General features: G+C 62.9%; 16 protein-coding genes and 1 pseudogene. 8 read left to right on the top strand and 9 right to left on the bottom strand.

Annotated elements, in window-relative coordinates; all coding sequences use genetic code 11:
* Positions 1–2: 2 nt before the first annotated feature.
* Both AC3FKH_RS08370 and AC3FKH_RS08365 read left to right on the top strand, forming a co-directional pair.
* A complete protein-coding gene (locus AC3FKH_RS08370; protein WP_488674553.1) occupies positions 3–6,005 on the top strand; it encodes a VCBS domain-containing protein in 6,003 nt (2,000 codons plus the stop codon).
* A gap of 173 nt (positions 6,006–6,178) precedes the next feature.
* The gene (locus AC3FKH_RS08365; RefSeq protein ID WP_488674551.1) at positions 6,179–7,477 is read left to right on the top strand and encodes a TolC family outer membrane protein; all 1,299 of its coding nucleotides are present in this window, start codon (positions 6,179–6,181) and stop codon (positions 7,475–7,477) included.
* Positions 7,478–7,626: 149 nt separating this feature from the next.
* Here AC3FKH_RS08365 and AC3FKH_RS08360 read toward each other — a convergent pair whose 3' ends face one another.
* A complete protein-coding gene (locus AC3FKH_RS08360) occupies positions 7,627–8,451 on the bottom strand; it encodes a substrate-binding domain-containing protein (protein WP_488674550.1) in 825 nt (274 codons plus the stop codon).
* Positions 8,452–8,491: 40 nt separating this feature from the next.
* Positions 8,492–9,454, bottom strand: coding sequence for a Bug family tripartite tricarboxylate transporter substrate binding protein (locus AC3FKH_RS08355; RefSeq protein ID WP_488674548.1), 963 nt, complete (start codon positions 9,452–9,454; stop codon positions 8,492–8,494).
* A 124-nt stretch (positions 9,455–9,578) separates the two neighbouring features.
* On the opposite strand from AC3FKH_RS08355, the gene AC3FKH_RS08350 reads away from it, so the two are divergent.
* Positions 9,579–10,481 (top strand): LysR family transcriptional regulator, encoded by a 903-nt coding sequence (locus AC3FKH_RS08350; protein ID WP_488674547.1) that lies wholly within the window; start codon positions 9,579–9,581, stop codon positions 10,479–10,481.
* A gap of 473 nt (positions 10,482–10,954) precedes the next feature.
* Here AC3FKH_RS08350 and AC3FKH_RS08345 read toward each other — a convergent pair whose 3' ends face one another.
* The 5 genes and pseudogenes from AC3FKH_RS08345 to mdlC all read right to left on the bottom strand — a co-directional run bounded on the left by AC3FKH_RS08345 (position 10,955) and on the right by mdlC (position 16,724).
* Positions 10,955–11,899 carry a ketopantoate reductase family protein gene (locus AC3FKH_RS08345; RefSeq protein ID WP_488674545.1) on the bottom strand — a complete coding sequence of 315 codons (945 nt, stop codon included), beginning with the start codon at positions 11,897–11,899 and terminating at the stop codon, positions 10,955–10,957.
* Between the two features lie 16 nt (positions 11,900–11,915).
* A complete protein-coding gene (locus tag AC3FKH_RS08340) occupies positions 11,916–13,298 on the bottom strand; it encodes an MFS transporter (protein WP_488674544.1) in 1,383 nt (460 codons plus the stop codon).
* A gap of 166 nt (positions 13,299–13,464) precedes the next feature.
* A pseudogene (locus tag AC3FKH_RS08335) lies at positions 13,465–13,593 on the bottom strand (FAD-dependent monooxygenase); the annotation flags it as partial.
* Between the two features lie 13 nt (positions 13,594–13,606).
* Positions 13,607–15,055, bottom strand: coding sequence for an aldehyde dehydrogenase (locus AC3FKH_RS08330; RefSeq protein WP_488674542.1), 1,449 nt, complete (start codon positions 15,053–15,055; stop codon positions 13,607–13,609).
* 49 nt (positions 15,056–15,104) lie between these two features.
* Positions 15,105–16,724 (bottom strand): benzoylformate decarboxylase, encoded by a 1,620-nt coding sequence (gene mdlC / locus AC3FKH_RS08325; protein ID WP_488674540.1) that lies wholly within the window; start codon positions 16,722–16,724, stop codon positions 15,105–15,107.
* Positions 16,725–16,845: 121 nt separating this feature from the next.
* On the opposite strand from mdlC, the gene AC3FKH_RS08320 reads away from it, so the two are divergent.
* Together AC3FKH_RS08320 and AC3FKH_RS08315 are read left to right on the top strand one after the other, a co-directional pair.
* A complete protein-coding gene (locus AC3FKH_RS08320; RefSeq protein ID WP_488674539.1) occupies positions 16,846–17,754 on the top strand; it encodes a LysR family transcriptional regulator in 909 nt (302 codons plus the stop codon).
* A gap of 115 nt (positions 17,755–17,869) precedes the next feature.
* Positions 17,870–18,121 (top strand): hypothetical protein, encoded by a 252-nt coding sequence (locus AC3FKH_RS08315; RefSeq protein ID WP_488674537.1) that lies wholly within the window; start codon positions 17,870–17,872, stop codon positions 18,119–18,121.
* Between the two features lie 46 nt (positions 18,122–18,167).
* Here the strand turns inward: AC3FKH_RS08315 and AC3FKH_RS08310 are convergent, their stop codons facing one another.
* A complete protein-coding gene (locus tag AC3FKH_RS08310) occupies positions 18,168–18,599 on the bottom strand; it encodes a tripartite tricarboxylate transporter substrate-binding protein (RefSeq protein WP_488674535.1) in 432 nt (143 codons plus the stop codon).
* 284 nt (positions 18,600–18,883) lie between these two features.
* The gene (locus tag AC3FKH_RS08305) at positions 18,884–19,504 is read right to left on the bottom strand and encodes a TetR/AcrR family transcriptional regulator (RefSeq protein WP_488674533.1); all 621 of its coding nucleotides are present in this window, start codon (positions 19,502–19,504) and stop codon (positions 18,884–18,886) included.
* Between the two features lie 249 nt (positions 19,505–19,753).
* Between AC3FKH_RS08305 and AC3FKH_RS08300 the strand changes: the two genes are divergently transcribed.
* From AC3FKH_RS08300 to AC3FKH_RS08290, 3 genes are all read left to right on the top strand, one after another.
* The gene (locus tag AC3FKH_RS08300) at positions 19,754–21,166 is read left to right on the top strand and encodes an MFS transporter (RefSeq protein WP_488674531.1); all 1,413 of its coding nucleotides are present in this window, start codon (positions 19,754–19,756) and stop codon (positions 21,164–21,166) included.
* Positions 21,167–21,288: 122 nt separating this feature from the next.
* Complete coding sequence (locus tag AC3FKH_RS08295) at positions 21,289–23,427, top strand: beta-glucosidase family protein (RefSeq protein WP_488674529.1); 2,139 nt, start codon at positions 21,289–21,291, stop codon at positions 23,425–23,427.
* A 46-nt stretch (positions 23,428–23,473) separates the two neighbouring features.
* Positions 23,474–24,238 (top strand): class II aldolase/adducin family protein, encoded by a 765-nt coding sequence (locus tag AC3FKH_RS08290; protein ID WP_488674875.1) that lies wholly within the window; start codon positions 23,474–23,476, stop codon positions 24,236–24,238.
* The last annotated feature ends 35 nt before the right edge of the window (positions 24,239–24,273 follow it).

Genomic DNA, 24,273 nt, shown 5'->3' with positions numbered 1-24,273 from the left:
ATATGGCAACACTGAACGGTACCAATTCGGCGGACAATATCCTGGGCACGGCCGGGACCGACACGATCCTCAGTGGCAATGGCAATGATTACGTCTCTGCCGGGGCCGGCAACGACTATGTCGACGGTGGCAACGGCGATGACATCATCGAGGGCGGCAGCGGCGACGACACGCTGCTTGGCGGCAATGGCAAGGACCGTGTGTTCGGCGGACTCGGCAATGACGTCCTCCTGGGCGAAAACGGGGTTGACGCCGTGTACGGCGGCAGTGGCGACGACGTGATCGGCAGCTTGAACGGCGACACCGAATCCGCTGGCACCGACAATGGTGGCGACACATTGTATGGCGACGGCTTTGACACCTACGCCGACTATTTGCTTGGGCGCGGCCATGAATCGGCCCAGCCGGGCAATGACCGCGTCTACGGTGGCAACGGTGATGACCTGATCTATGGGGACAACGGCGACAACGCCGTGATAGGCGGAAACGACTTTCTATACGGCGGAAAGGGCAACGACACCATCTATGGCGAAGGGGGCAACGACACCATCCAGGGCGGCGCGGGCGCCGACAAGCTGAGTGGCGGAAGCGGCCGCGACGTCTTCGTCTATTCCGCCGTATCCGATTCGACCGCGGCGAGCATGGACGTCATCACCGACTTTGTCCGGGGATCGGACCAGATCGATTTGCGGCCCGTCCTGGGGAGTTCAGGGTTCCAATGGGGCGGAGGTACTCCGACGGCCCACGGCGCCTGGTTCCAGCAATCGGGCGGCAATACCTATGTCTATGTCGATGTCGATGGCAACCCGGGCCAACCGGAAATGGTCATTCGGCTGAACGGCTTGCATGAGCTTACGAAGTCCGACTTCGCTGGCTATGAGGTCAACGCACCTGTTGCCGCCACCATCACCGCGTCCGCCAGCGAGGATGTGGCTGTGACCGAAGCGGGCGGCGCGAACAACGCGGTCGCGGGCGACCCTTCGGCCAGCGGCACGCTGACCGTGCACGACGTGGACAGCGGCGAAACCCACTTCGCCACGGTGGCGCCGGAGACCCTGACGGGCACATACGGAACCTTCACCTTCGACAGCAACTCGGGCGCCTGGACTTACAAGCTGGACAACACCAAGGCCGATGGCCTCACTGCCGGGCAGCACGTGACCGATTCGCTCACGGTGCACTCGGCGGATCAGACGGCGCAGCAGACGATTACGGTGAACATCACCGGCAGCAATGACAGCGCGACCATCACAGCGTCGGCCAGCGAGGATGTGGCTGTGACCGAAGCCGGCGGCGCGAACAACGCCGTGGCAGGCGATCCTTCGGCCAGCGGCACGCTGACTGTCCACGACGTGGATAGCGGCGAAGCGCACTTCGCCACGGTGGCGCCGGAAAGCCTGACGGGCACATACGGCACCTTCACCTTCGACAGCAACTCGGGCGCCTGGACTTACACGTTGGACAACACCAAGGCCGACGCATTGACCGTCGGCCAGCAGGTCAACGATTCGCTCACGGTGCACTCGGCGGATCTGACTGCGCAGCAGACAATTACGGTGAACATCACCGGCAGCAATGACAGCGCGACCATCACTGCGTCGGCCAGCGAAGATGTGGCCGTGACCGAGGCGGGGGGCACCAACAACGCCGTGGCAGGCGATCCTTCGGCGAGCGGCACGCTGACCGTGCATGACGTGGATAGCGGCGAAGCGCACTTCGCTACGGTGGCGCCGGAAAGCCTGACGGGCACGTACGGCACCTTCACCTTCGACAGCAACTCGGGCGCCTGGACCTACACGCTGGACAACACCAAGGCCGATGGCCTCACTGCCGGGCAGCAAGTGACCGATTCGCTGACGGTGCACTCGGCGGATCAGACGGCGCAGCAGACGATAACGGTGAACATCACCGGCAGCAATGACAGCGCGACCATCACAGCGTCGGCCAGCGAGGATGTGGCTGTGACGGAAGCGGGTGGCAGTAACAACGCCGTGGCGGGGGATCCTTCGGCCAGCGGCACGCTGACCGTGCATGATGTGGACAGCGGCGAAGCGCACTTCGCCACGGTGGCGCCGGAGACCCTGACGGGCACATACGGCACTTTCACCTTCGACAGCAACTCGGGCGCCTGGACTTACAAGCTTGACAACACCAAGGCCGACGCATTGACCGTCGGCCAGCAGGTCAACGATTCGCTCACGGTGCACTCGGCGGATCTGACGGCGCAGCAGACGATTACGGTCAACATCACCGGCAGCAATGACATCGCGACCATCACCGCGTCGGCCAGCGAAGATGTGGCCGTGACCGAGGCGGGGGGCACCAACAACGCCGTGGCGGGCGATCCTTCGGCCAGCGGCACGCTGACCGTGCATGACGTGGATAGCGGCGAAACCCACTTCGCTACGGTGGCGCCGGAAAGCCTGACGGGCACGTACGGCACCTTCACCTTCGACAGCAACTCGGGCGCCTGGACTTACACGCTGGACAACACCAAGGCCGACGCATTGACCGTCGGCCAGCAGGTCAACGATTCGCTCACGGTGCACTCGGCGGATCTGACGGCGCAGCAGACAATTACGGTGAACATCACCGGCAGCAATGACAGCGCGACCATCACTGCGTCGGCCAGCGAAGATGTGGCCGTGACCGAGGCGGGGGGCACCAACAACGCCGTGGCAGGCGATCCTTCGGCGAGCGGCACGCTGACCGTGCATGACGTGGATAGCGGCGAAGCGCACTTCGCTACGGTGGCGCCGGAAAGCCTGACGGGCACGTACGGCACCTTCACCTTCGACAGCAACTCGGGCGCCTGGACCTACACGCTGGACAACACCAAGGCCGACGCATTGACCGTCGGCCAGCAGGTCAACGATTCGCTCACGGTGCACTCGGCGGATCAGACGGCGCAGCAGACGATTACGGTCAACATCACCGGCAGCAATGACAGCGCGACCATCACAGCGTCGGCCAGCGAAGATGTGGCCGTGACCGAAGCCGGCGGCGCGAACAACGCGGTCGCGGGCGATCCCTCGGCCAGCGGCACGCTGACTGTCCACGACGCGGACCGTGGCGAAGCGCACTTCGCCACGGTGGCGCCGGAGACCCTGACGGGCACATACGGCACCTTCACCTTCGACAGCAACTCCGGCGCCTGGACCTACACGTTGGACAACACCAAGGCCGACGCATTGACCGTCGGCCAGCAGGTCAACGATTCGCTCACGGTGCACTCGGCGGATCTGACGGCGCAGCAGACGATTACGGTGAACATCACCGGCAGCAATGACAGCGCGACCATCACTGCGTCGGCCAGCGAGGATGTGGCCGTGACCGAGGCGGGGGGCACCAACAACGCCGTGGCAGGCGATCCTTCGGCGAGCGGCACGCTGACCGTGCATGACGTGGATAGCGGCGAAACCCACTTCGCCACGGTGGCGCCGGAAAGCCTGACGGGCACGTACGGCACCTTCACCTTCGACAGCAACTCGGGCGCCTGGACCTACACGCTGGACAACACCAAGGCCGACGCATTGACCGTCGGCCAGCAGGTCAACGATTCGCTCACGGTGCACTCGGCGGATCTGACGGCGCAGCAGACGATTACGGTCAACATCACCGGCAGCAATGACAGCGCGAACATCACAGCGTCGGCCAGCGAGGATGTGGCCGTGACCGAGGCGGGGGGCGCCAACAACGCCGTGGCGGGGGATCCTTCGGCCAGCGGCACGCTGACCGTGCACGACGTGGACAGCGGCGAAAGCCACTTCGCCACGGTGGCACCGGAGACCCTGACGGGCACATACGGCACCTTCACCTTCGACAGCAACTCGGGCGCCTGGACTTACACGCTGGACAACACCAAGGCCGACGCATTGACCGTCGGCCAGCAGGTCAACGATTCGCTCACGGTGCACTCGGCGGATCTGACCGCGCAGCAGACGATTACGGTCAACATCACCGGCAGCAATGACAGCGCGACCATCACTGCGTCGGCCAGCGAAGATGTGGCCGTGACCGAGGCGGGGGGCACCAACAACGCCGTGGCGGGGGATCCTTCGGCCAGCGGCACGCTGACTGTCCACGACGCGGACCGTGGCGAAGCGCACTTCGCCACGGTGGCGCCGGAGACCCTGACGGGCACATACGGCACCTTCACCTTCGACAGCAACTCCGGCGCCTGGACTTACAAGCTGGACAACACCAAGGCCGATGGCCTCACTGCCGGGCAGCAAGTGACCGATTCGCTGACGGTGCACTCGGCGGATCTGACGGCGCAGCAGACCGTGACCGTCAACATTACCGGCAGCAATGACACGGCGGTCAACGTCGTCCCCGCCGCGCAGGCGGTCGATGAGGATGCGCACCTCGTCTTCAGCGCCGCAAACAGCAACGGCGTCAGCTTCTCGGACGTAGACAATTCGACCCACACCGTAACGCTAAGCGTCACCCATGGCGCGCTTACTTTGGATGGCACTGCGGGCCTGACGTTCCTGGCGGGTGACGGTTCCTCGGACAGTACCATGACGTTCACCGGTAGCGACGCCGCCATCCAAGCCGCGCTGGATGGCATGTCGTTCCTCGGCGACAAGGATTATGCGGGCGCCGCATCGCTTCAGATCCGAACCGACGATGGAACCGCAGTGGACACCGACTCCGTGGCGATCGCGATCCATCCCGTCAACGATGCGCCCGTGGCGGCTGGCGATGTCGTCTATGCATCGAACAACACCAGCGGCATCCTGATTCCCGTGAGCGCGCTTCTTGGCAACGATACCGACATCGACGGTAGCGCCCTGACTATTACCGCGCTCGGCGCCGGTTCGGGCGGGGTCTCCGGCGTCCAGTTCGCGCCTGGAACCAACGATTCCTTCATCACATTCCAGACCGGCAACAGCAGCTCCGGCGGCTTCACCTACACGGTCTCCGATGGTGCCGGCGGCACCAGCACCGCCACGGTCACCGTGAATATTTCATCGACCAACGGGGCCGCGACGGTATACCTGGCCGACGCGAGCTACCAGGCGTCCTACCTCGATGGCGGCAGCAACAGCGACGCGTTGACAGGCGCCGGAGTGAACGACTTTTTCGTGGGTGGCGCTGCGGCGGACACGTTGAAGGGCGGCGCGGGCGACGACACGCTGCGCGGAGGCGCCGGGAACGACGTTCTGGACGGCGGCGCCGGCATCGATATGCTCGATTTCTCCGATGCGACCGCAGGCTTCGCCTTTACCCTGGTACAGGGCAGCGGGAGTACCCAGGTCGACCTGACCAGCGTCGGTCTCGACAAAGATACCTACAGCAACATGGAAGGCGTGATCGGGTCAAAGTACGGCGATACGCTCACAGGTAGCAATGCCAATGACATTCTCCGCGGCGGCGCGGGTAATGACATGATCGATGGCGGCGCTGGCATCGACCTGCTGGACTTCTCGGATGCCACCGGCGCGCTCAATTTCACGCTGGTCCAGGGCAGCACCGCCACCGCGGTGAACCTCGCCGGCGTTGGACTGGGAACCGACACCTACAAAAACATGGAGGGCGTAATCGGTTCGTCGTTCAACGACACGCTGACCGGCTCAGCCGGCAACGATGTGCTGCGCGGCGGCGCCGGCAACGATATCCTGCTCGGCGGGGACGGCAATGACACCCTGATCGGCGGCGCCGGCGCCGACACACTCACAGGCGGTGCCGGCACCGATACCTTCGGCTTTCTCCGGGCGGACGCAGCTTCCGTCGATACCATCACCGATTTCAACGTCAATCCCGCGGCTGCCGGCGGCGACGTGCTGGATCTTTCGGACTTGCTATCGGGCATGAACGTGACAGGCGCGAACGCGGGCCAGTTCATTCATCTGTCGGAGGTCGGCGGCAACACGGTGGTCAGCGTGGATCGGGATGGCGGTGGCACCGGTGCGGCATTTCAGGATGTGGCCGTGCTGCAAGGCGTCGCAGGCGTCGATCTCAATACGCTGCTGAGCAATGGAAATATTCACACGGTATAAGCGCGTCGCCGGCTGCATGCCAACACGCGGGTGATGCGGCAGCAGTACCGGAAATGCAGTTGAGAAGGTCAAAATAAGGGTGACGGACGGCTTGCCGAGCCTGACCGGCAGGCAAGCCGCAAGAGCGCCCGATTGGGGAAATTATGGGAACGACGCCATGCCGGCTGGCATGCGTGCTGCTGTGGGTCGCCATGCTGTTGCCGACCGCGGCCGCCCCGCAGGCATTGCGGCAGGCGGTGGATCAGGCCGTGCATACCAATCCCGAGGTACTGGCCGCGGGGAGCCGGCGGCTGGCCGCCGACGAGGGGCTGAAGCAGGCGCAGGCCGGCTACCTGCCCCGCGTCGATGTAAATGCGGCTACCGGCCAGGTGCGGCTGGACAGCCACAACACGCGACTGATGGGGCTGGCCGACTCGAACTATGCCAGCCATGCCGCCGGCGTCACGATCTCGCAGATGCTGTTCGACGGCTTTGCCGTCAGCAGCGAAGTGGACCGCCAGGGCGCGAAGATCGACGGGGCCGCATACCGTGTCGGCGCCACGGCGGAGGACATCGCACTGCGAACGGTCGCGGTCTATTTGGAAGTGATGCGCCGCCGGGAAACCGTGGCGATCGCCATGGCCAACCTCGAGACACACGAGCGGATCCACGAGCACATCCGGACGGGCGCGGAGAACGGCGTGCTGCGCCGCGCGGACCTGTTCCAGGCCGAAAGCCGTCTGGCGCAGGCCCGGGCCGCCCTCAGGGCGGAGCAAGGCAGTCTCCAGGACGCCCTGACCGCATACCGGCGCGTGGTGGGCGTATTGCCGCAAGAGCTGTCCCGGCCGACCTCGCTCGCCGCCGCGCTGCCCGCGACGGAAGTTCAAGCCGTGCAGGTCGCATATGCCAGCCATCCATCACTGAATGCCGCGCAGGCCGATATTGCCGCGGCCGAGGCGACACGATCGCTCGCCAGGTCGGCGATGTACCCGAGGTTGGATCTCGAAGTCAGCATGAACCGGGACCGTGACCGCGTGCTCGGCACCACCGACGAGCGCAGCGTAATGCTCCGCTTGCGCTACAACATTTTTCGCGGCAATGCCGACAAGGCGCGTATCAACGAGGCGGGGTACCAGATACAGGAAGCGATGCAAAACCTGGATAGCGTTCGAAGGCAGGTACAGGAAGGCGTGTCGCAGGCCTACAATGCCTACCTTACCGCGCATGACCGTGTTGCCATCCTTGGGCAATATGTCGAATCCAGCGACGCGACACGGGCCAGCTATGGCAAGCAGTTCCGGATTGGGCAACGCAGCCTGCTGGACTTGCTCAACGCCGAGAACGAATACTTCAGTGCGCGCACCGCCTATGTGACCAGTGAGTACACGGAGATTGCCAGCCAGTATCACATTCTGGCGGGCATGGGGCTGCTGCTGGCAACGTTGGAGATATCGCCGCCGGAAGAAGGGATCGTGCGGATGGGGCGACGGTAGTTCGCTTGCATCCCTGGCGGCCTGACGGCGCCGACGTTAGCCAGCGCTGCGTCCCATTGTGCCGGCGTCGCCTGGGCGCGGAAATCGACGGTACGGACAAACCGATGGCCGCCTCTGGCGTGCGAGGCACATCGGCGGGCCCGCAGGCATCAGGGCTTCGGCGGTTGTCCGAGCACCGGCGGCGCTGGCGGCGGCAGTGGGGTCGCCACGGGTTCGAGTCCGGTGCTGCCGACAATCGCAGCCGCCGCTGGCGAGGCCAGGAAGCTGACAAACCTCGAGGTGGCCGCTGTCTGGCGACCTGCAATCGTTCCGGCTGCGAAGAAGACTTTCTGTTGCAGGTCCTCAGGCAGCGGGCCAACGAAATCCAGTTCCTTGAACGGCAGCAATTCGCTTACCTGCTGAAAGCCGATGTCTGCGTCGCCGCGCGCGACCACGGTGCCGACTCGCTCACTGTAGACCTTGTGGGCCTTGTCCTTGATCTTGTCCGCGACGCCGAGCCGGGGAAACAGCTCGTTGGAAAGATAGGTGCCGCTGGCGCTGGCGGAATAAGCGATCGATCTGGCGTTGAGCAGCGTTTGCTTCACGGCTTCTGCAGTGCTGATATCCGGCTTTGGCGCCCCCTTGCGCACTGACATGCCGATCAGCGAGCGCGCCAGGTCGACGCGGCTCCCCGGCGCCACTTTGCCTTCCTCTACCAGCTTGTCGAGCCCTGAGTCCGCCAGGATCACCACATCGAATGTCTCGCCTCGCGCTAGCCGGCTGGGAATGGAATCGGGGGCATTGCCCATCGATGCACCGTACGCGGTGATGACGTGGTCCTGTGTGGCGGCCTCGTACAGTGGCACCAGTTTCTGGTAGGCGGCGGTGAAGCCGCCCGAAGTAATGACACGGATCTCATCCGCCCAGGCTGGACCTGCCAACCAGAGCAGCAGGAGCGGGATGGCGTGCCTGGCTGCAGACGTTGCGAATTTCATGCTGTCTCCCTGGACTGATGGCAATGCACTGCACCGCTCGTCAGTCTTCCTTCATGTTGGCGGCACGCGCGATCGGGCCGAGGCGGCCCTTTTCTGCTGCCAGGAACTTGGAAAAATCCGCGCGCGTTCCGCCCATTGGCTGAATGCCTTGCGGGATCAGGCGGGCGCGCAGTTCCGGTGACTTGATGGCGGCGTCGATGGCCTTGTTCATCTTGTCGAGAATCGCCTCAGGGGTGCCGCGCGGTGCGAATACTCCAGACCAGTGGCCGATGAAGATGCCGGAATAGCCGAGTTCGGTAGTGGTGGGCACATCGGGCATTGCGGCAATGCGCGTATTCCAGGTTGAAGCGATGGCCCGGAGCTTGCCGCCTTTTACCTGCGGGAGCACCACGACACTGGCTTCCGAAGTCGCGTCCACCTGCTTGCCGACCACGGCCACCATGCCCTCCGACCCGCTCTTGTAGGGAATGATCTCGAGCTTGGCGCCGGTCGCTACCTTCAGCATCTCGGCAACGAAATGCGGCGTGCTGCCGGTGCCCGCCGTAGCAAAGTTCAGGCTTTTGCTCCCTTTGCCGAGGGCGACCAGGCTCTTGAGGTCCTTGATCGGCGAGTCGGCCGGCACCACGATGATCGACGGGCTGACTGCAAGCAAGGCCACCGGTACCAGGTCTTGCTCCTTGTACGGCAGGTGTGCCTTGATCATGGCGTTGGTGATGACGCCGGCCGCCGGCGCCAGGAACGTATAGCCGTCCGGGGCTGACTTGGCGACATAGTCTGCACCCAGTACCGAGCCGGCGCCCGGCTTGTTTTCCACGATGATGGGCTGCCCAAGCTGCTTGGACGCCGCGTCGGCCACGGCGCGGGCAACCAGGTCGTTGGCACCGCCAGGGCCAAACGGCACGACGAACTTCACGGGCTTCGCCGGCCAGGTTTCGGCGCTGGCGGTCACGGTACAGGCGGCAAGGGTCAGGGGGAGCAACAGAAAGCGAACTGCGAATTTCAAGGTGGGTCTCCGGGATTCGTGTTTGTTGTGCGCTTCACGGCACGTCACGACGTCCCGCCTAGGCATTGCTAGCGTATTGCGTAACGACTAATCTGTGAATTGCAATGTTTTCAATAGCTGATGCATGACGCGCATTAATTTCGGTCTCGAGGACCTTCAGGCGTTTGTCGCCATCGCGGAAAAAGGCAGCTTTCGAATGGCCGCGGAGGCGCTTCACATTTCTCAGCCTGCGCTCAGCCGGCGTATCGAGAAGCTGGAGAGAACGCTCGGCTCGCGCCTGCTCGAGCGGACCACGCGCCGGGTGGAGACGACCCACATCGGACGGCAGTTCCTGGAGGAGGCCCGCGCTGCGCTGGCCATTCTCGACAGCGCGGTGCTGCGGCTCGGCGACGAGGTCTCTCTCCAGCGCGGGCTGGTGACTGTGGCGGCGATACCGTCGGCAGCGTTGCACTTCCTGCCCGACGCTATTCATCGGTTTGGCAGCCAGCATCCGGGCGTGCGTGTGCACGTGATCGATGAAAACGCGAATGCAGTACTGGCCAGCGTCATGTCGGGAGAGTCCGATTTTGGGATCAATTTCATGGGGGCCCAGGAACCCAACATCGAATTTCATGCTGTCCGCGCCGAGCCCTACCGGCTCGCGTTGCGGCGCGACCATCCATGGTCCGGACGGGACTGCATTGCCTGGGAAGAATTGGCGGGCCAACGAATGGTGAGCGTGTCGAAGCAAAGTGGTAATCGCAACTTGATCGAGAACGCCATTGCCCACCTGGAACGACGACCCACCATCCACTACGAAGCCAACCACGTGGTTGGCGTGCTGGCCCTGGTAGAGGCCGGGCTAGGGATGGCAGTGCTGCCTGGCATGGCGCTACCGCACGATCATCCCCGCCTTTGTGGCATTCCGCTGGTCGAACCCACCGTAGATCGGATCCTTGCACTGATACGGCGCCGTGACAGGCCATTGCAGCCTGCTGCGCAGGCGTTGTATGGAACGCTGATGTCAGGCGCTGCGCCGGGTTCTTGAGGCGGCCGGGATGATTTCTGCTACCGGCTGGCGGGTGTCCTTTGCCGACTCACTCCAGTCTTACGTACCTGTTCCGCGTCGATGACCGCTTGCAAGGGTGAAGCCGTCTTCTCCCTGAATCAAGAAATGTGCGCTCGTTTGGTCGAAGTGGGCTCCATGATGGGGCCCAGGGGATCTTCGTGAACAGCACGACATAGTCGTTGTGCGTGGTTCGGCAGCGTGGCCCACGAACCATGTCATCAACATGCCGCCGAGGACGAATACACCGAACTGATGACGTGCGTGGATCCTCCAAATTGCGTGCGACTGTGCTCTGCCCCGCGCCGCGTCTATTGAAGAGATAGCGCTCGTGATCGCTTGGGACCGGCTACACGCATTGGGAATCCGTCGTGCGAGTAAGTCATCGAGCATGAGGCCGCGTTCTCGACGAAGGCCTCCCATTCAAACGCATGACGGGGTTGATCCTGATGTGTTCATGAAAGAGACGGCTGATGACAGGCAATTGCCCGCGCCTCGACGAGGCGCACGAGCGACAGCAGCGTTTCGGTTGTTGGCAGCTTCATGTTTAAGCGCTCGGCCGTGGCGACCGCTGCTCCATTGATCGCTTCGATCTCGGTGCGGCGTCCGGCCTGAACGTCCTGCAACATCGATGGCTTGTGCCCCTTGTGCTGAGCAATGGCGCCTGCGACATTGGCTTTGCACTTGGATGGATTCACTTCGATACCGAGCCTCTGTGCGACCGACAGCACTTCAACGACGACTTGCTCGGCGAGGCGGCTACCTTCAGGCGTAGTACCGAGCTGATCGACTGTGCACCCAGTTACGGCGCAGATGCTGTTGAGCGCGGCGTTGAACGCGACCTTCTCCCAAATCGCAGCCCATACGGTGGCGTCCGAACTGCACTGGAGACCGGCGGCCGAGAGCGTCTCGGAGACCGCGGTGACGATCGATCGGACGTTGCCATCAGCGGCCATGAGTCTGACGATACCCTTGCCATGCGAGTGCACGTGGCCAGGCGCAACCATGTCGGCCGGCCAGGTGGTCACGCCGATGAGGATGCGCTCTGCCGAGGCGAACTCGCTGATCTTTTCGACGTTGCCTAAGCCGTTCTGCAGGGACAGCACATGGACATCCGGACCAATCAGGTGCTTGACGCCCTGGAGCGCGGCGCCAGTGTGCAGGGTCTTGGTAAAGATCACCAGCAACTCGGGCAGTTCCCGAGCTTCCTCAGGTCGGCAAATCTTGAGCGCCTTCACACGCCGATCGCCGTTGTCCGTGACCAATCGCAAGCCATCCGATCGGATGGCGCCGATGTGTGCATCGTTAATGTCGATCAGCGTGACGTCATTGCCGCACTCAGCCAGCAAGCCGCCAAACATTGAGCCCATGGCGCCAGCGCCGACGATGGTAATTTTCATGATTGCCCTAAGAATTTCAGCTAGTGATTGCCGCCGCGGGCCTCGGCTTTAGCCGCCCACCAGGCTTCGGGATGTGACGCGTGACGACAAGGAGCGCGAACATTGACAAGACCATCGCGGTGCCAAGTAGTGCGAGATAAGCCATTGCACCTCCGGCCGTAATGACCACTGCCCCTGCGAATGCACTGAGGATCGCGCCCAGCCGTCCGAATGCCAGCGCGGACGCGGTTCCGGTTGCTCTGACGCTGGTGGGGTACATGAACGCGCACAGCGCATACATGGTGGACTGCACTGCATTGACGAACATGCCATGCACACCGAAGCCGAAGATCAACAGGTGCGTGTCGCGCCCGGCATTCAGGGTCTGCATCGCGAATGCACTTGCGGCTGCACCGGCGCAGCACAGCACCAAGGGCCAACGTGACCCGAATCGCGTTATCGCAACGGCACAGACCAACGCACCAACTACGCCTCCGAGGTTGTAGGCGGTCAACCCCGAGCCGGCGACGGCCATCGACAATCCTTCCGATGCCAACATCGTCGGCAGCCAGCTAAAGGCGCTGTAGACGGCGGTAAGACACAGGAAGAACGCAGCCCACGTTGCCAGCGTGTCGCGCGCCAGACCGTCCGAGAACAGCGTGCCAAACCCGGCCCGCTTTTCTACGACCTGCTCCGCGGCGTCGGTGTACGTTGCATTGGCAGCCATCGGATGCCCCATGCGCCCTAGCAGCTTGCCCAGCTCATCCCATCGTGCCGGATGGCGTGCAAGGAATCGAGGCGTCTCCGGCAACGTGAACAGAAGAATGGTAGCCAGCGCAATTGGAAAAATTCCACCGATAAAGAACAGTCCGCGCCAGCCGAATGCGGGCAGGATTTCACCGGCAAAGAGGCCCGCCAGCATGCCGCCGAGCGGCACGCAGACGATCGTGGCCGTGACTGCGAGCGTCCTGCGGCGCGCCGGCGTGAACTCGGCCGTGACCGTGGTCGAACTCGGCAGTGCACCGCCAATGCCCAGGCCGGCGACAAACCTGAGTGCGGCCACGGTCAGGACATCGGGCGCAAGGCCAATGGCGCAGGTCGCTGCGCCGAAGACAAAGACGCTGGAGATGACCGCCATCCGACGGCCGAATCGGTCCGCGAACAGGCCTGCGCAGGCGCTGCCGATCCCCATGCCAATGAGGCCAGCGGCGACCGCTGGGGCGAAGGCGCTTCGCGTGATGTTCCACTCCTTGATCATCAGCGGAATCGCGAAGCCGATCAGTTGGCCGTCAAAGCCGTCCATCACAATGGACATGGCTGCCAGGAAGACCACAACCTTTTGCACGGTCGTATAGGCGCCGTCGTCGAGCAGACGACCGATGTCGGCATTGCCCTTGAAGGGAACCGCTTGGGAGTTCATGCGCGTACTCCCAGGGTGCAGGTCGTCGGCAGCATGCGCTGGCATTGGTTGCGCGCTCGAAAAGCTTGCGCGCCAACGGCTGACGGGGTTCGTTCGATCATGTCTTGTCTCCTGATTGAGCGCTCTGGCGTCTGTGCGCCATGGTAGTAGCAGTAGTGGTGTCCTAGATCGCGGCCTCGATGGCTTCGCGGCTGCGGGTCTCGGGGACAATCGACTCGATTCCTTGCCGGTGCAGGCTTCGGGACAACATCAGCCCGGCCGGGCCGGCACCGATGATGGCAACTCGTGTTTTCATTGCGGTGTCTGTCTCAGAAGGGGTAGTGGCGCGGGCTCGTTTGAACGGTCACCCATCGCAGGTCGGTGAAGGCATCGACACCGGCTTTTCCGCCGAAATGCCCAATGCCACTGCCCTTGACGCCGCCAAATGGCATCTGCGCTTCGTCATGCACCGTGGGCCCGTTCACGTGGCAAATGCCGGACTCGATGCGTCCCGCCACCTGGATGGCGCGCGCCACATCACGGCCGAAGACCGCGGCTGCGAGGCCGTATTCGTTATCGTTGGCGCAAGCGACCGCCTCTTCGACGCCACTGACACGCACGATGCCTTTCACGGGGCCGAAAGCCTCCTCGCGGAAGATGCGCATGTCCGGCGTTACGTGGTCGAGCAGGGTCGCGGGCATCAGCGTGTCGTTCGCCTTGCCACCCGCCACGAGCTTCGCGCCTTTCAAAAGCGCATCATCGATCAGTTCGTTGCAGCGCTTTGCCGTGCCCATGTCCACGACTGAGCCGAGGACCACCGGGCCCAGACGCGGATCACCGAGCGGAAGACTCGATGCACGTGCACTCAACTTGGCAACGAAATCATCGGCGATGGCCGAATCGACGACGATCCGCTCGGTCGACATGCAGATCTGTCCCGAGTTGGCGAACGCACCGAATACGGCCGCGTTGACGGCGGCATCGATATCGGCGTCGTCGAGGACGACCAGCGGCGCCTTGCCGCCGAGTTCGAGAACCACGGGCTTCAGGTACTTAGCGCAGGTTACGGCAATGAGCTTGCCGACGTGGGTTGATCCCGTGAAGTTCACTCGTCGCACAGCCGGGTGCGAAATCATGGCTTCGACTACAGCAGCCGCGTCGGCCGGCGCATTGGTGACAAAGTTCACCACGCCCTTGGGTAGCCCGGCCTCTTGCAGCGCCTCGATGATGAGGCCGTGTGTCGCAGGACAGATTTCGCTGCCCTTGAGCACCACCGTATTGCCACAAGCCAGTGGCGTCGCGATGGCCCGTACGGCCAGGATCACGGGCGCGTTCCACGGGGCGATGCCCAGAACGACTCCCGCTGGCTGTCGCACACCCATGGCGAGGTTGCCTGGCACGTCGGAAGGAATGATTTCGCCGCCGATCTGTGTGGTCAGCGATGCGGCCTCGAGAAGCATACCGGCCGCAAGGTGAACGTTGAAGCCTGCCCAGATCGCTGATGCGCCGGTCTCGGACGCCACGGCAGCCGCGAATGCTTCGGCTTTCGCTTCGAGCGCTTGCGCGGCTTTCGCCAGCATCGTTCTGCGCTCGGTTGGGCCAGTGTGCGACCAGGTCTTGAAGGCCGCGGCGGCAGCGTCGACGGCCGCGACCGCGTCTTCCTCGGTGGCCGCGGGCGCGACCGTCGCAACGCTGCCGTCAAGCGGATTGCGCCGCTCGAAGGTGGCGCCATTGCGGGCCTGGACTTGCTCACCGTTGATCAGCATCGAGATCTTCATTGGTTGTCTCCGGAAGGGTCTTGTATGGAAGCTGGAGCGGGCGGTGCGTTCAGGCGACCTGAACCTCCACGACGTTTGGCGCCTTGCCGGCCAGGGCAAGGTCGAGCACCGCCCGCAAATCGCTGGAATCGCCGACGCGTGTGGCAGCGCATCCCATGCCCTTTGCCAGCGACAAGAAATCGATGTCGGGCAGTTCTGTTCCCTGAACGACATCGGTTGCAGAGAACCCGAACACGGGCGCGAAATCCTGTAGCGCGGCGTACCGACGGTTGTTCAGGATCACGAAAGTGATCGGCAGCTTGAGTTGCGCTGCGGTCCACAGCGCCTGTATCGAGTACATGCTGGAACCGTCGCCCATCAGGCAGATGACGCGGCTGCCCGGTTTGCCGAGCGCTACGCCCACGGCTGCCGGCATGCCGTAGCCGAGACCGCCGCTATCCATCGTGAAGAAGGTTTCGCTGCGGGTGATCGGCAGATAGGCTTGCATCACCGGGCGCGCGCTCGGTGCTTCCTCGACTACGATGTCCTCGGGCGCTTTCACTTCCGCCAACGTCTGAAGGACATAGGCAACCGACATCAACGGCGAAGGCTCTGCCTTCGGCGCCCTGATCCTGGCTGGCGGCACGGCTCGAACCTGGGGCGCCGGGCGGGCGAGCAGATCAAGAACTCCCAGGCGGATGCTGCCGACAGCCGACATTCCAACCGGCGTCCAAGCCGCGGTATCCGGGTCCTCGGTCAACTGGCACAACGTAGCACCGCTTGGGATGTGTGGTCCCGCGCCTTCGACGTGATACGCGAACGCGGGCGCACCAATGGCCAGGATCAGGTCATGTTCACCGAGCAGTTCGACGATCCGCTCGCGCATTGCGGGCAGGAAGCCAGCGAACAGCCGATGATCTTCGGGGAAACTGCACCGGCCCGACATCGGCGCTGCCCACACGCGGGCGTTGTGCGCCTCAGCCAGAGCAACGACCTCGTTCCACGCGTTGTCCCGATCGATCGCGGCGCCTACGACGATCGCCGGTCGATGACTTGCATCCAGCGCATCGCCGATTTGCGCCAGAACGGCAGGCTGCTGGCGAAGTTCCGTACTCACAACCCTTGCCGGCACGAACTCTGCGGGTTGGTCCCAGTCGTCTACCGGCACCGACACGAGCACGGGGCCGCGCGGCGGCATCATCGCGATGTAGTACGCCCGCGCGATGGCCTGTGGCACGTCTTGAGCGCGCGCTGGTTCGATGCTCCATTTCACATAGGGCTTGGGGAGTTCAGTGGGCTGCGCGGAAGACAGGAATGGGTCGAAAGGGAGGATCGAACGCGCCTGCTGGCCTGCCGTGATGACCATCGGCGTGCGATTTTTGTGAGCGGTAAAGATATTGCCCATCGCATTGCCCACGCCTGCTGCCGAATGCAAGTTCACGAAGGAAGCGTTTCGCGTGGCCTGGGCGTAGCCATCCGCCATCCCGACCACGGTAGCCTCCTGCAGACCCAGCACGTAGCGGAAGTCGCTTGGGAAATCGCGAAACATCGGGAGCTCGGTCGAACCGGGATTCGCGAACACGGATGTCATGCCGAAACGACGCATGAGGTCGACCACGGCGTCGCGAACGGTAACGGTGCCGGGTTGCCTGGCTGCTTCGACGACGGCGAGTGGTACGGGTCCGGTCATTTCGCGCTTTCCTTCTGTTGTGCGCTGGACGAGTCGCAGCGCTTGTCTCGATGGCACAAGTGTGGAAGCTCGTCACTCTCATGAAAATTGCTTTTTTGAGAGAAAGTCATTACCGTTCGGCATGACTTTCGATCTCCAATATCTGGTCGCCTTCAACGCCATCGTTTCGTCCGGAAGCCTTGGTCGGGCGGCTGACGCTCTGAACGTGACGCAACCGGCGCTGAGTCGCACGATTCGTCGACTCGAGGAGCAGGTTGGCGCACCTCTGTTCGAGCGTCACTCAAAGGGTATGCAGTTGACGGATGTGGGAAGGGCGTTGCAGCCCCACGCGCTCCTTTTGCAACGCGAGTCCGAGCATGCGAATGAGCACATCAAGGCGATGCTGGGCTTGGCGAAAGGAACGATTCGCGTCGGCGCAGTCGGCAGCATCGCCTGCCTGGTGCTTCCATTGGCAATCGGCAGCACATGCAAGAAGTGGCCAAATCTTCAAGTCCAGATCATCGAAGGCGTCTGGGATCGCCTTGCGGATGCGCTTGTCTCGCACGAAATCGATCTGGCGCTGGGGGTCGACGTTGAGGACACTGACGAAATCGTCGCTGTCAAGGATTGCCGTTGGGAGGACACCAGCTACGTGGTGGCTGGTCGGCGCCATCCTTTGCGAAAAAAGCCAAATCTCACGCTCGCTGATACGCTGCAAGAGCGTTGGGCGATGCTGCCGAAGGGAACCGCGCCTTTCGAGCATATGAAGAAGGTGTTCTCGCGACAGAACCTGGCCTTGCCCAACGTCGTCGTCGAAACACGCTCCGTCACTGCGCTCAAGAGCTTGATTGGCCGTTCAGGTTTCCTTGGCTGGATGCCCGAGCCCATGTACGACGCCGAGCGCAAGGCGGGGCTCATCGACGCTCTGGCGATACCAGGCGCAAGCGACAAAAGAGTACTGACTGCGTTCCGTCGAAGGGCCGGCATGCTGCCCGGTCCTTCGATCAAGCTTCTCGAGGAACTACGCGCTCTGACGGCGCAACTATCATGATTGTCGTTACGCTGGGCCAGCGGATCTTCGGGGACCGTGATGGCTCGCTTGGCACGCTTGTGGAAGACCGCCTTTTGGCCTCACACCTGCTGTGTAGCGGCAATGTCGACCTTGCATGCGACTTGGCGAAGCGCTTTTTCGAGATATCCCTGTCGTCATCGGCCAGAGCCCCCACCAGCAGCATGGATCCGTGCCATCGGCCGGGGCGGTCAGTGCCGCGATAATCGATCCGAAGGTCAACGCAAGACTGACCGCGCTTGGTGTTGTCCCCGTTAGGAGCCGACCCGATGCATTCGGCAAGTTCGTGCATACTGAGCTGGCGCGCTGGGCGAAACTGGTGAAGGACAACAGGATCACAGTCGAATGACAGCAGGGTCGTGTCCGGCTGGTCGAATGGCACTGCTAGCCTGAGGTCAAGAAGCTGCGGTGAAGGTGACCTTGTCGATGCGCGCATGCAGATCGTCGACTACCGCCTTCGGCGTGCCGCGCGGCGCGAGAATGCCGTAGCTGGGTGTGCTCTCGAAGCCGGGCAACGCAGCCTGCGCCACTGTCGGCACGTTCGGCAGCAAGATGGAGCGCTTCGCGCCAGTCACGGCCAGAGCCCGCAGCTTGGCGGAGCGGATGAGTTGCAGCACGGGCGGAATCACGCAGAAGGTGAAATCGACTTGGCCGCCGACCAGGTCGGTCAGCGCAGGCCCTGTTCCCTTGTAGGGCACGTGCTCAAGCTTGACGTTGGCGGTGCTGCCAAACAGCACTGCCGTCAGGTGCGAACCAGTGCCGTTGCCGCTCGATGCATAGTTCAGCGCGCCCGGCCGGCGGCAGTCCTTCGCCGACCTTCTGAGCAATCAACCGGGCGAAGACATCGTTGCGACCCGCCGGCGCGAACGGCACCACCAGTTTCACTGGCCGCGCCGGCCATCGATCGGCTCCATGTGCGGCCAAGGCAAGACCGCCGGCAATACAAAGCGCTACCGCACGCAAGGCCCGATTCATCATCACAAGTATTGCGACTAGGCTCTTCGGCCTCGAGAACAGCTAGCCGCCGAGGGCGGTTAGGAAATGTCCGGGCCCGATTTTCATCGTACGCTACACATTTAACAGGCTGCTGGCGTAAGAGCGCTACGCACTGCTATCGGAAGATAAACGCCAGTACGGCCTCGCAATGGGCCTCAATCGTCTTCTCGCGCATTGCATGGATACCGTGCGCATACTTCATTTCCGCAGTGAGTAGATAGGGAACCTGTGCGATAGCGGTGACCATGTACAGCAGCATCACGGGATCGATCTGGTTGAGCCCCTCTGCCAGCTTACTGACCTCCTTGATCAGCGGGACAGTCAGATCGTGACGCGGCCGGATAAACGCTTCTGCCATCCACTTCAGACGCTCGGAGTCGCGGTTGGCCTCCTGCATCATCAGGCGAGCGTGTTCCGGATGGTGCGCGCAATACCGGACATAGTTACGGACGTACTCCTTCACCGCATCCAGGGAGTAGCCCTCTGTGCCTGGCTGTGGCGGCGCTAATTCTTTGGCGAAACGGTCGAACAGATACGTGACGCTTTCGCGCCAGAGATTTTCCTTGCTACCGAAGTAGTAGCGGATCATGGCGTGATTGACGCCGGCCACTTCCGCGATATCGCGCAAGCTCACCGCATCGAAACCGCGAGTCGAGAACTGCTCCAATGCGATGCCAAGTATCTCGGCGCGAGTCTGTTCGCTTCGTTCCTGTTGTGCTTGCCTGGCAGCACGCATCTCCAATTTCCTCAAAAAGTTAATGGGGGTCCTACGGCTACTCCTGCCGCAAACTCGTCCGGTTCAGGGATTGTACTGAGGCAGGAGGACCCACGGCACGCTTGACACTCGCAGCCCGCCGTTGCAAAATTATCCACATGGATAGTTTCGTACAAGACCAAGCGTGAATCACGAATGGTTTTTTGTCGCGGCTAGCCCGCCCAGGGCGCAAGCTGTGGTACGCCGAATCTCGTATTGGTCAGACTGCTCATGAAGGCTGCAAAACTCGAATCAGTAGCGTCGCCAGCATCGCTGGTGGCCGCGCCAGACCGCGACGAAAGGCTCCCCTTTCGGACCAGGATCGGCTTCGGCATAGGTGATTTCGCATTCAACCTGTACTGGCAGGCGACCACGCTTTACCTCCTGTATTACTACACGGACGTGGTGGGACTGTCCGCCGTCACCGCAGGTTGGATTTTCGGTGGCGCCATGCTATGGGATGCCTTCTGTGACCCGGTTGCGGGCTATATCGCAAACCGTACGCGCACGCGCTGGGGCCGTTATCGGCCATACCTGCTGTTCGGCTGCGTCCCGCTTGCCATTAGTTTTGTCGCGATGTTCCTGCCTGTCGGGATAAAGGGGATCGGCTTGCTTGCCTTTGTCCTGGGCACGCACGTGCTGTTCCGGACCACCTACACCGTGCTGTCAATGCCCTATAACGCGCTGATGGCAACGCTGACGAGCGACAGCCGGGAGCGGGGGAGTCTTGCCGCGTACCGGATGATATGCGCGAGCACGGCGGGTTTCATCGTGGCGCTGTCCACCTTGAAGCTGGTCCACGTCTTCAGCCCGACGGATGAGAAGCACGGCTTCCTGCTGGTGATGATGCTCTACGCCGTGGCATCTCTCCCGGTTTTCCTGTTCACATTCTTCTCCACCAGAGAGCGCGTCCGACCCGATGCGCATACTATTTCGGTGCGTGACGCATTGTCCGTCGTGCTGCGCAATCGCGCGTTCCTGTTGATCTGCGGGATGGCCACCGCCATGTCGGCCGCCAGCACCTTCCTGTCGAAGACGCTGCCCTATGTGCTGAAGTACGCCTTGCACAGGGAGGATCTGATTGGGCCGGCGATGGGACTTGTCGCGCTTCAGGTGTTCATCGCCATCCCGTTCTGGGCGTGGGTTATGCGGCGCACCTCGAAGCGGCTGGTCGCGCTGTCCGGCGGCAGTCTGGGCGTCTGCGCGTATGCGTGCCTCGGCTGGCTGGGTACGCCAGGCACCAACGTCTTTCTGCTGCTGCTTGGCGTGATCGGCTTCGCCAGCGCCGCCACGCTGCTCGCGACGTGGGCCATGATTCCCGACAGCGTGGAGTACGGCGAGTGGCACACGGGCGTCCGTGGCGAGGGAACGATCTTTGGCGTGTTTGCCTTTGCGCAGAAAGGCGCTCTCGCCATTGCTGTCGGCGGCGTCGGCCACCTTCTCGGGGCGATCGGCTTCATCGCCAACCAGCCCCAGGCGCAACCCGCGATCGATGGCATGTGGGCGATGCTTTGGCAAGGGCCGATGGCGTTGCTTGGCATCGGCATGCTGTTCGCCTTCTGCTACCCGGTTTCACCCGGCGTGCACGCGCAAATGCTGAGTGACCTGCGCCTGCGCCAGGCTGCCGCTGGAACCCCTCTCTGATTTCAATTTCCTTGTTGCAGGCACGTCCCATCGCTGCGGCCCTGCCGTGGGCAGGGCCGCGGCCGCCTGCACGCCGAATACAACCGATGCCTGACCGCCTTCATCCCCTTATGGACTCCGCAATGCCTTCCTTGCCGAACGCTTCGCTCGCCACCGCTCATGCAGATCCCGACCAGCGCGCCCGTGAGACCGAGGCCCGCATGACGGATGACGAGCGGTTTTCGATGCTGTACAGCCTGATGGTCAGGGTATTCGGAAAGACCGAGCGGGAACCGCGCGTACCTGCGGATCTGCCGATCATCGCCGGTTACACGCAAGGCGTACCACGCCTGGGCATCCCGGCGTTGAGACTGGCTGACGCCAGCCTCGGGCTGCGTCACACAGACGGACGGGAGGATCAGGCCACAGCCTTTCCCGCCGGGCTTGCCATGGGTGCCACATTCAATCCGGCTCTGGCACGCACAATCGGCCATGTCATTGGCAAGGAGGCGCGTGCAAGGGGCTTCAACGTGGCGCTTGGCGGCGGCATCAACCTGGTGCGTGACGTGCGCAACGGCAGGAACTTCGAGTACATCTCCGAAGACCCGCTGCTGTCCGGCCTGATGGGCGCGGGAATGGTGTCGGGTACGCAGGAGGAGGGGGTAATCGCCGTACTCAAGCATGTGTCGCTCAACGCGAGTGAGACCAACAAATTCTTCCTCGATGCCCTGATTGATCCTGCCGCCCATCGGGAAAGCGATCTCCTTGCATTCCAGATTGCCATTGAACTGAGCCAGCCCGGCGCGTTGATGGGTGCCTACAATCTCGTCAATGGCGCTTATGCCTGCGGCAACCGGGCCATCTTGCAAGAGACGGTCAAGGACGCCATGGGATTCAAGGGCTGGGTAATGTCCGACTGGCTGGCGGTCTACAGTTGGGACTTTGCCTTGCATGGCCTGGACCAGCACTCTGGCGCGCAACTCGACGCGCAGGAATGGTTCAACAAGCCGCTCAGACAGGCATACGAGGAAGGCAAGATATCCAGCGAGCGCATCGGCGAAATGGTCCAACGCATGCTGCGCTCCTACTATGCCGTTGGCATCGACCTGCAGCGCCCGGCGATACCTGTGGACTTCGCTGCACACAACGCCGTCGCCCTGGAAGCGGCCCGCGAAGGCATCGTATTGCTGAAGAACGAGGGCCAGGCATTGCCACTGGCGGCAGGCAGGCAGCGCGTGGCCGTCATCGGTGGCTATGCGCAGATCGGCGTGCTGTCCGGCGATGGATCCAGCCAGGTCATGCCGCCCGGCGGATACGCCGCGCAGATGCCGCTGCGGAGTCATCCGCTGCTCGGCCCCACCACGATGCGCTTCTTCGGGCCGGCTCCATTGGCGGAACTTCGGACGCGGATGCCCGATGCAGTGATCGAGTTCGACAGTGGCGCCAATATCGCCGATGCGGTAGCGCTGGCAAAACGCGCGGACGTGACGGTCGTCCATGCCATCCGTCATGAGGGCGAGCGATTCGACAGCCCCGACATGTCGCTGCCATTTGGACAGGACGCAATGATCGATGCGGTGGCAAGTGTCAGCCGTAACGTCATCGTTGTGCTCCAGACAGGCAACCCGGTGGCAATGCCATGGCGCGAGAACGTGCGTGCGATCATCCAGGCATGGTTCCCCGGCCAGGCCGGAGCGCAGGCCATTACCGAAGTGCTGACGGGCGAGGTCAATCCTTCAGGCCGGCTGCCCGTTACGTTCCCGGTTGATGTCGAACAGATGCCCCATCCGGCCTTGCCTGGTGCGGACGTCGACCTTGGCACGCCGATCAGGGTGGATTACCACGAGGGCGCCGAGGTCGGGTATCGCTGGTTCGCTCGGACAGGCCGGCAGCCGCTGTTCAGTTTCGGCCATGGCCTGAGCTACACCGAGTTTGCCTATGACGGCTTCCACGTCAGCGGCGACGACGAGACGGTGACGGCCACCTTTACCGTCACCAATACAGGCACGCGCGAAGGCCCGGATGTCCCTCAGCTCTATCTCACGGAAGCGGCTGGAGACCGGCGCATGCGCCTTCTCGGGTTCAAGCGCGTTTCGCTGACACCGGGCGAGTCGGTTTGCGTGACGGTAAGTGCCGAACCCCGCTTGCTCGCGCGATTTCAGGCCTCGACCGGGCGCTGGCGTATCGAGGCGGGCCGCTATCGCGTTGCATTGGGCCGTTCCGCGACCGACCTCTGCCTGGACGGCGAGACAACGCTCGGCGAACGTGAGTTCGGTCGCTAGACGCGAAATTCCCTCACAGAAAAAATTGACTGACAGGAGACAAATCATGACTGCCACCACTTCAACCTGCATCCGGGACAGCGTCAGCCCGGAAGAATGGCAATTGCGCGTCGACCTTGCGGCCTGCTATCGGCTCGTCGCGCTATATGGATGGAGCGATCTTGTGTTTACGCACATCAGCGCGCGCGTGCCAGGGGATGCCCACCATTTCCTGATCAATCCGTATGGACTGATGTTCGATGAGATCACGGCCTCCAGCCTGTTGAAGATCGACGCAAACGGCAACAAGGTTCAGGAGTCGCCTTACCCCGTGAACCCGGCCGGCTTCGTCATTCACAGCGCCGTGCACGATGCCAGGGCAGACGCGCAGTGCGTCCTGCACACCCATACGCGTTGTGGCGTCGCCGTCAGCGCGCAGAAGGCGGGCCTGTTGCCGCTCAGCCAGCAGTCCACCTTTGTGCTCGGTTCGCTCGCGTACCACGCCTATGAAGGCGTTGCCATGCACGAGGCAGAAAAACCCCGCCTGCAGGCGGATCTGGGGGAGGCCAACCACCTGATCCTGCGCAACCACGGCTTGCTGACCGTCGGCAAGACGGTGGCCGACGCATTTATGAGCATGTACGTCCTGGAATCCGCATGCCAGATCCAGATAGCCGCGCAGGCCAGTGCGGAACTGGAGCATGTACCCGCGGAGATTGTCAGGGGTGTGGCCCATGCGATCCGGGTTCAGACCGGTGGACTGGGCGCTGCCTTCGTCTGGCCTGCGCTCCTTCGCAAGCTGGATCGGATCGATCCGGCATATCGAAACTAGTGCGACGCTTGGCGCGAATAGACAACAAAAAAACG

This window comes from Cupriavidus sp. 21MJTG02-4 (genome assembly GCF_057798975.1).
Note: the sequence above shows the minus strand (reverse complement) of the source record. Positions and strands in the feature narration are given on the sequence as shown.

Excerpts from the sequence above, each read along its gene's own strand:
- AC3FKH_RS08345 (WP_488674545.1), bottom strand. The coding sequence starts at position 11,899 with ATGAAAATTACCATCGTCGGCGCTGGCGCCATGGGCTCAATGTTTGGC.
- mdlC (WP_488674540.1), bottom strand. The coding sequence starts at position 16,724 with ATGACCGGACCCGTACCACTCGCCGTCGTCGAAGCAGCCAGGCAACCC.
- AC3FKH_RS08340 (WP_488674544.1), bottom strand. The coding sequence starts at position 13,298 with ATGAACTCCCAAGCGGTTCCCTTCAAGGGCAATGCCGACATCGGTCGT.
- AC3FKH_RS08305 (WP_488674533.1), bottom strand. The coding sequence starts at position 19,504 with ATGCGTGCTGCCAGGCAAGCACAACAGGAACGAAGCGAACAGACTCGC.
- AC3FKH_RS08290 (WP_488674875.1), top strand. The coding sequence starts at position 23,474 with ATGACTGCCACCACTTCAACCTGCATCCGGGACAGCGTCAGCCCGGAA.
- AC3FKH_RS08300 (WP_488674531.1), top strand. The coding sequence starts at position 19,754 with ATGAAGGCTGCAAAACTCGAATCAGTAGCGTCGCCAGCATCGCTGGTG.
- AC3FKH_RS08320 (WP_488674539.1), top strand. The coding sequence starts at position 16,846 with ATGACTTTCGATCTCCAATATCTGGTCGCCTTCAACGCCATCGTTTCG.
- AC3FKH_RS08370 (WP_488674553.1), top strand. The coding sequence starts at position 3 with ATGGCAACACTGAACGGTACCAATTCGGCGGACAATATCCTGGGCACG.
- AC3FKH_RS08295 (WP_488674529.1), top strand. The coding sequence starts at position 21,289 with ATGCCTTCCTTGCCGAACGCTTCGCTCGCCACCGCTCATGCAGATCCC.
- AC3FKH_RS08360 (WP_488674550.1), bottom strand. The coding sequence starts at position 8,451 with ATGAAATTCGCAACGTCTGCAGCCAGGCACGCCATCCCGCTCCTGCTG.
- AC3FKH_RS08330 (WP_488674542.1), bottom strand. The coding sequence starts at position 15,055 with ATGAAGATCTCGATGCTGATCAACGGTGAGCAAGTCCAGGCCCGCAAT.
- AC3FKH_RS08350 (WP_488674547.1), top strand. The coding sequence starts at position 9,579 with ATGACGCGCATTAATTTCGGTCTCGAGGACCTTCAGGCGTTTGTCGCC.
- AC3FKH_RS08315 (WP_488674537.1), top strand. The coding sequence starts at position 17,870 with ATGCGACTTGGCGAAGCGCTTTTTCGAGATATCCCTGTCGTCATCGGC.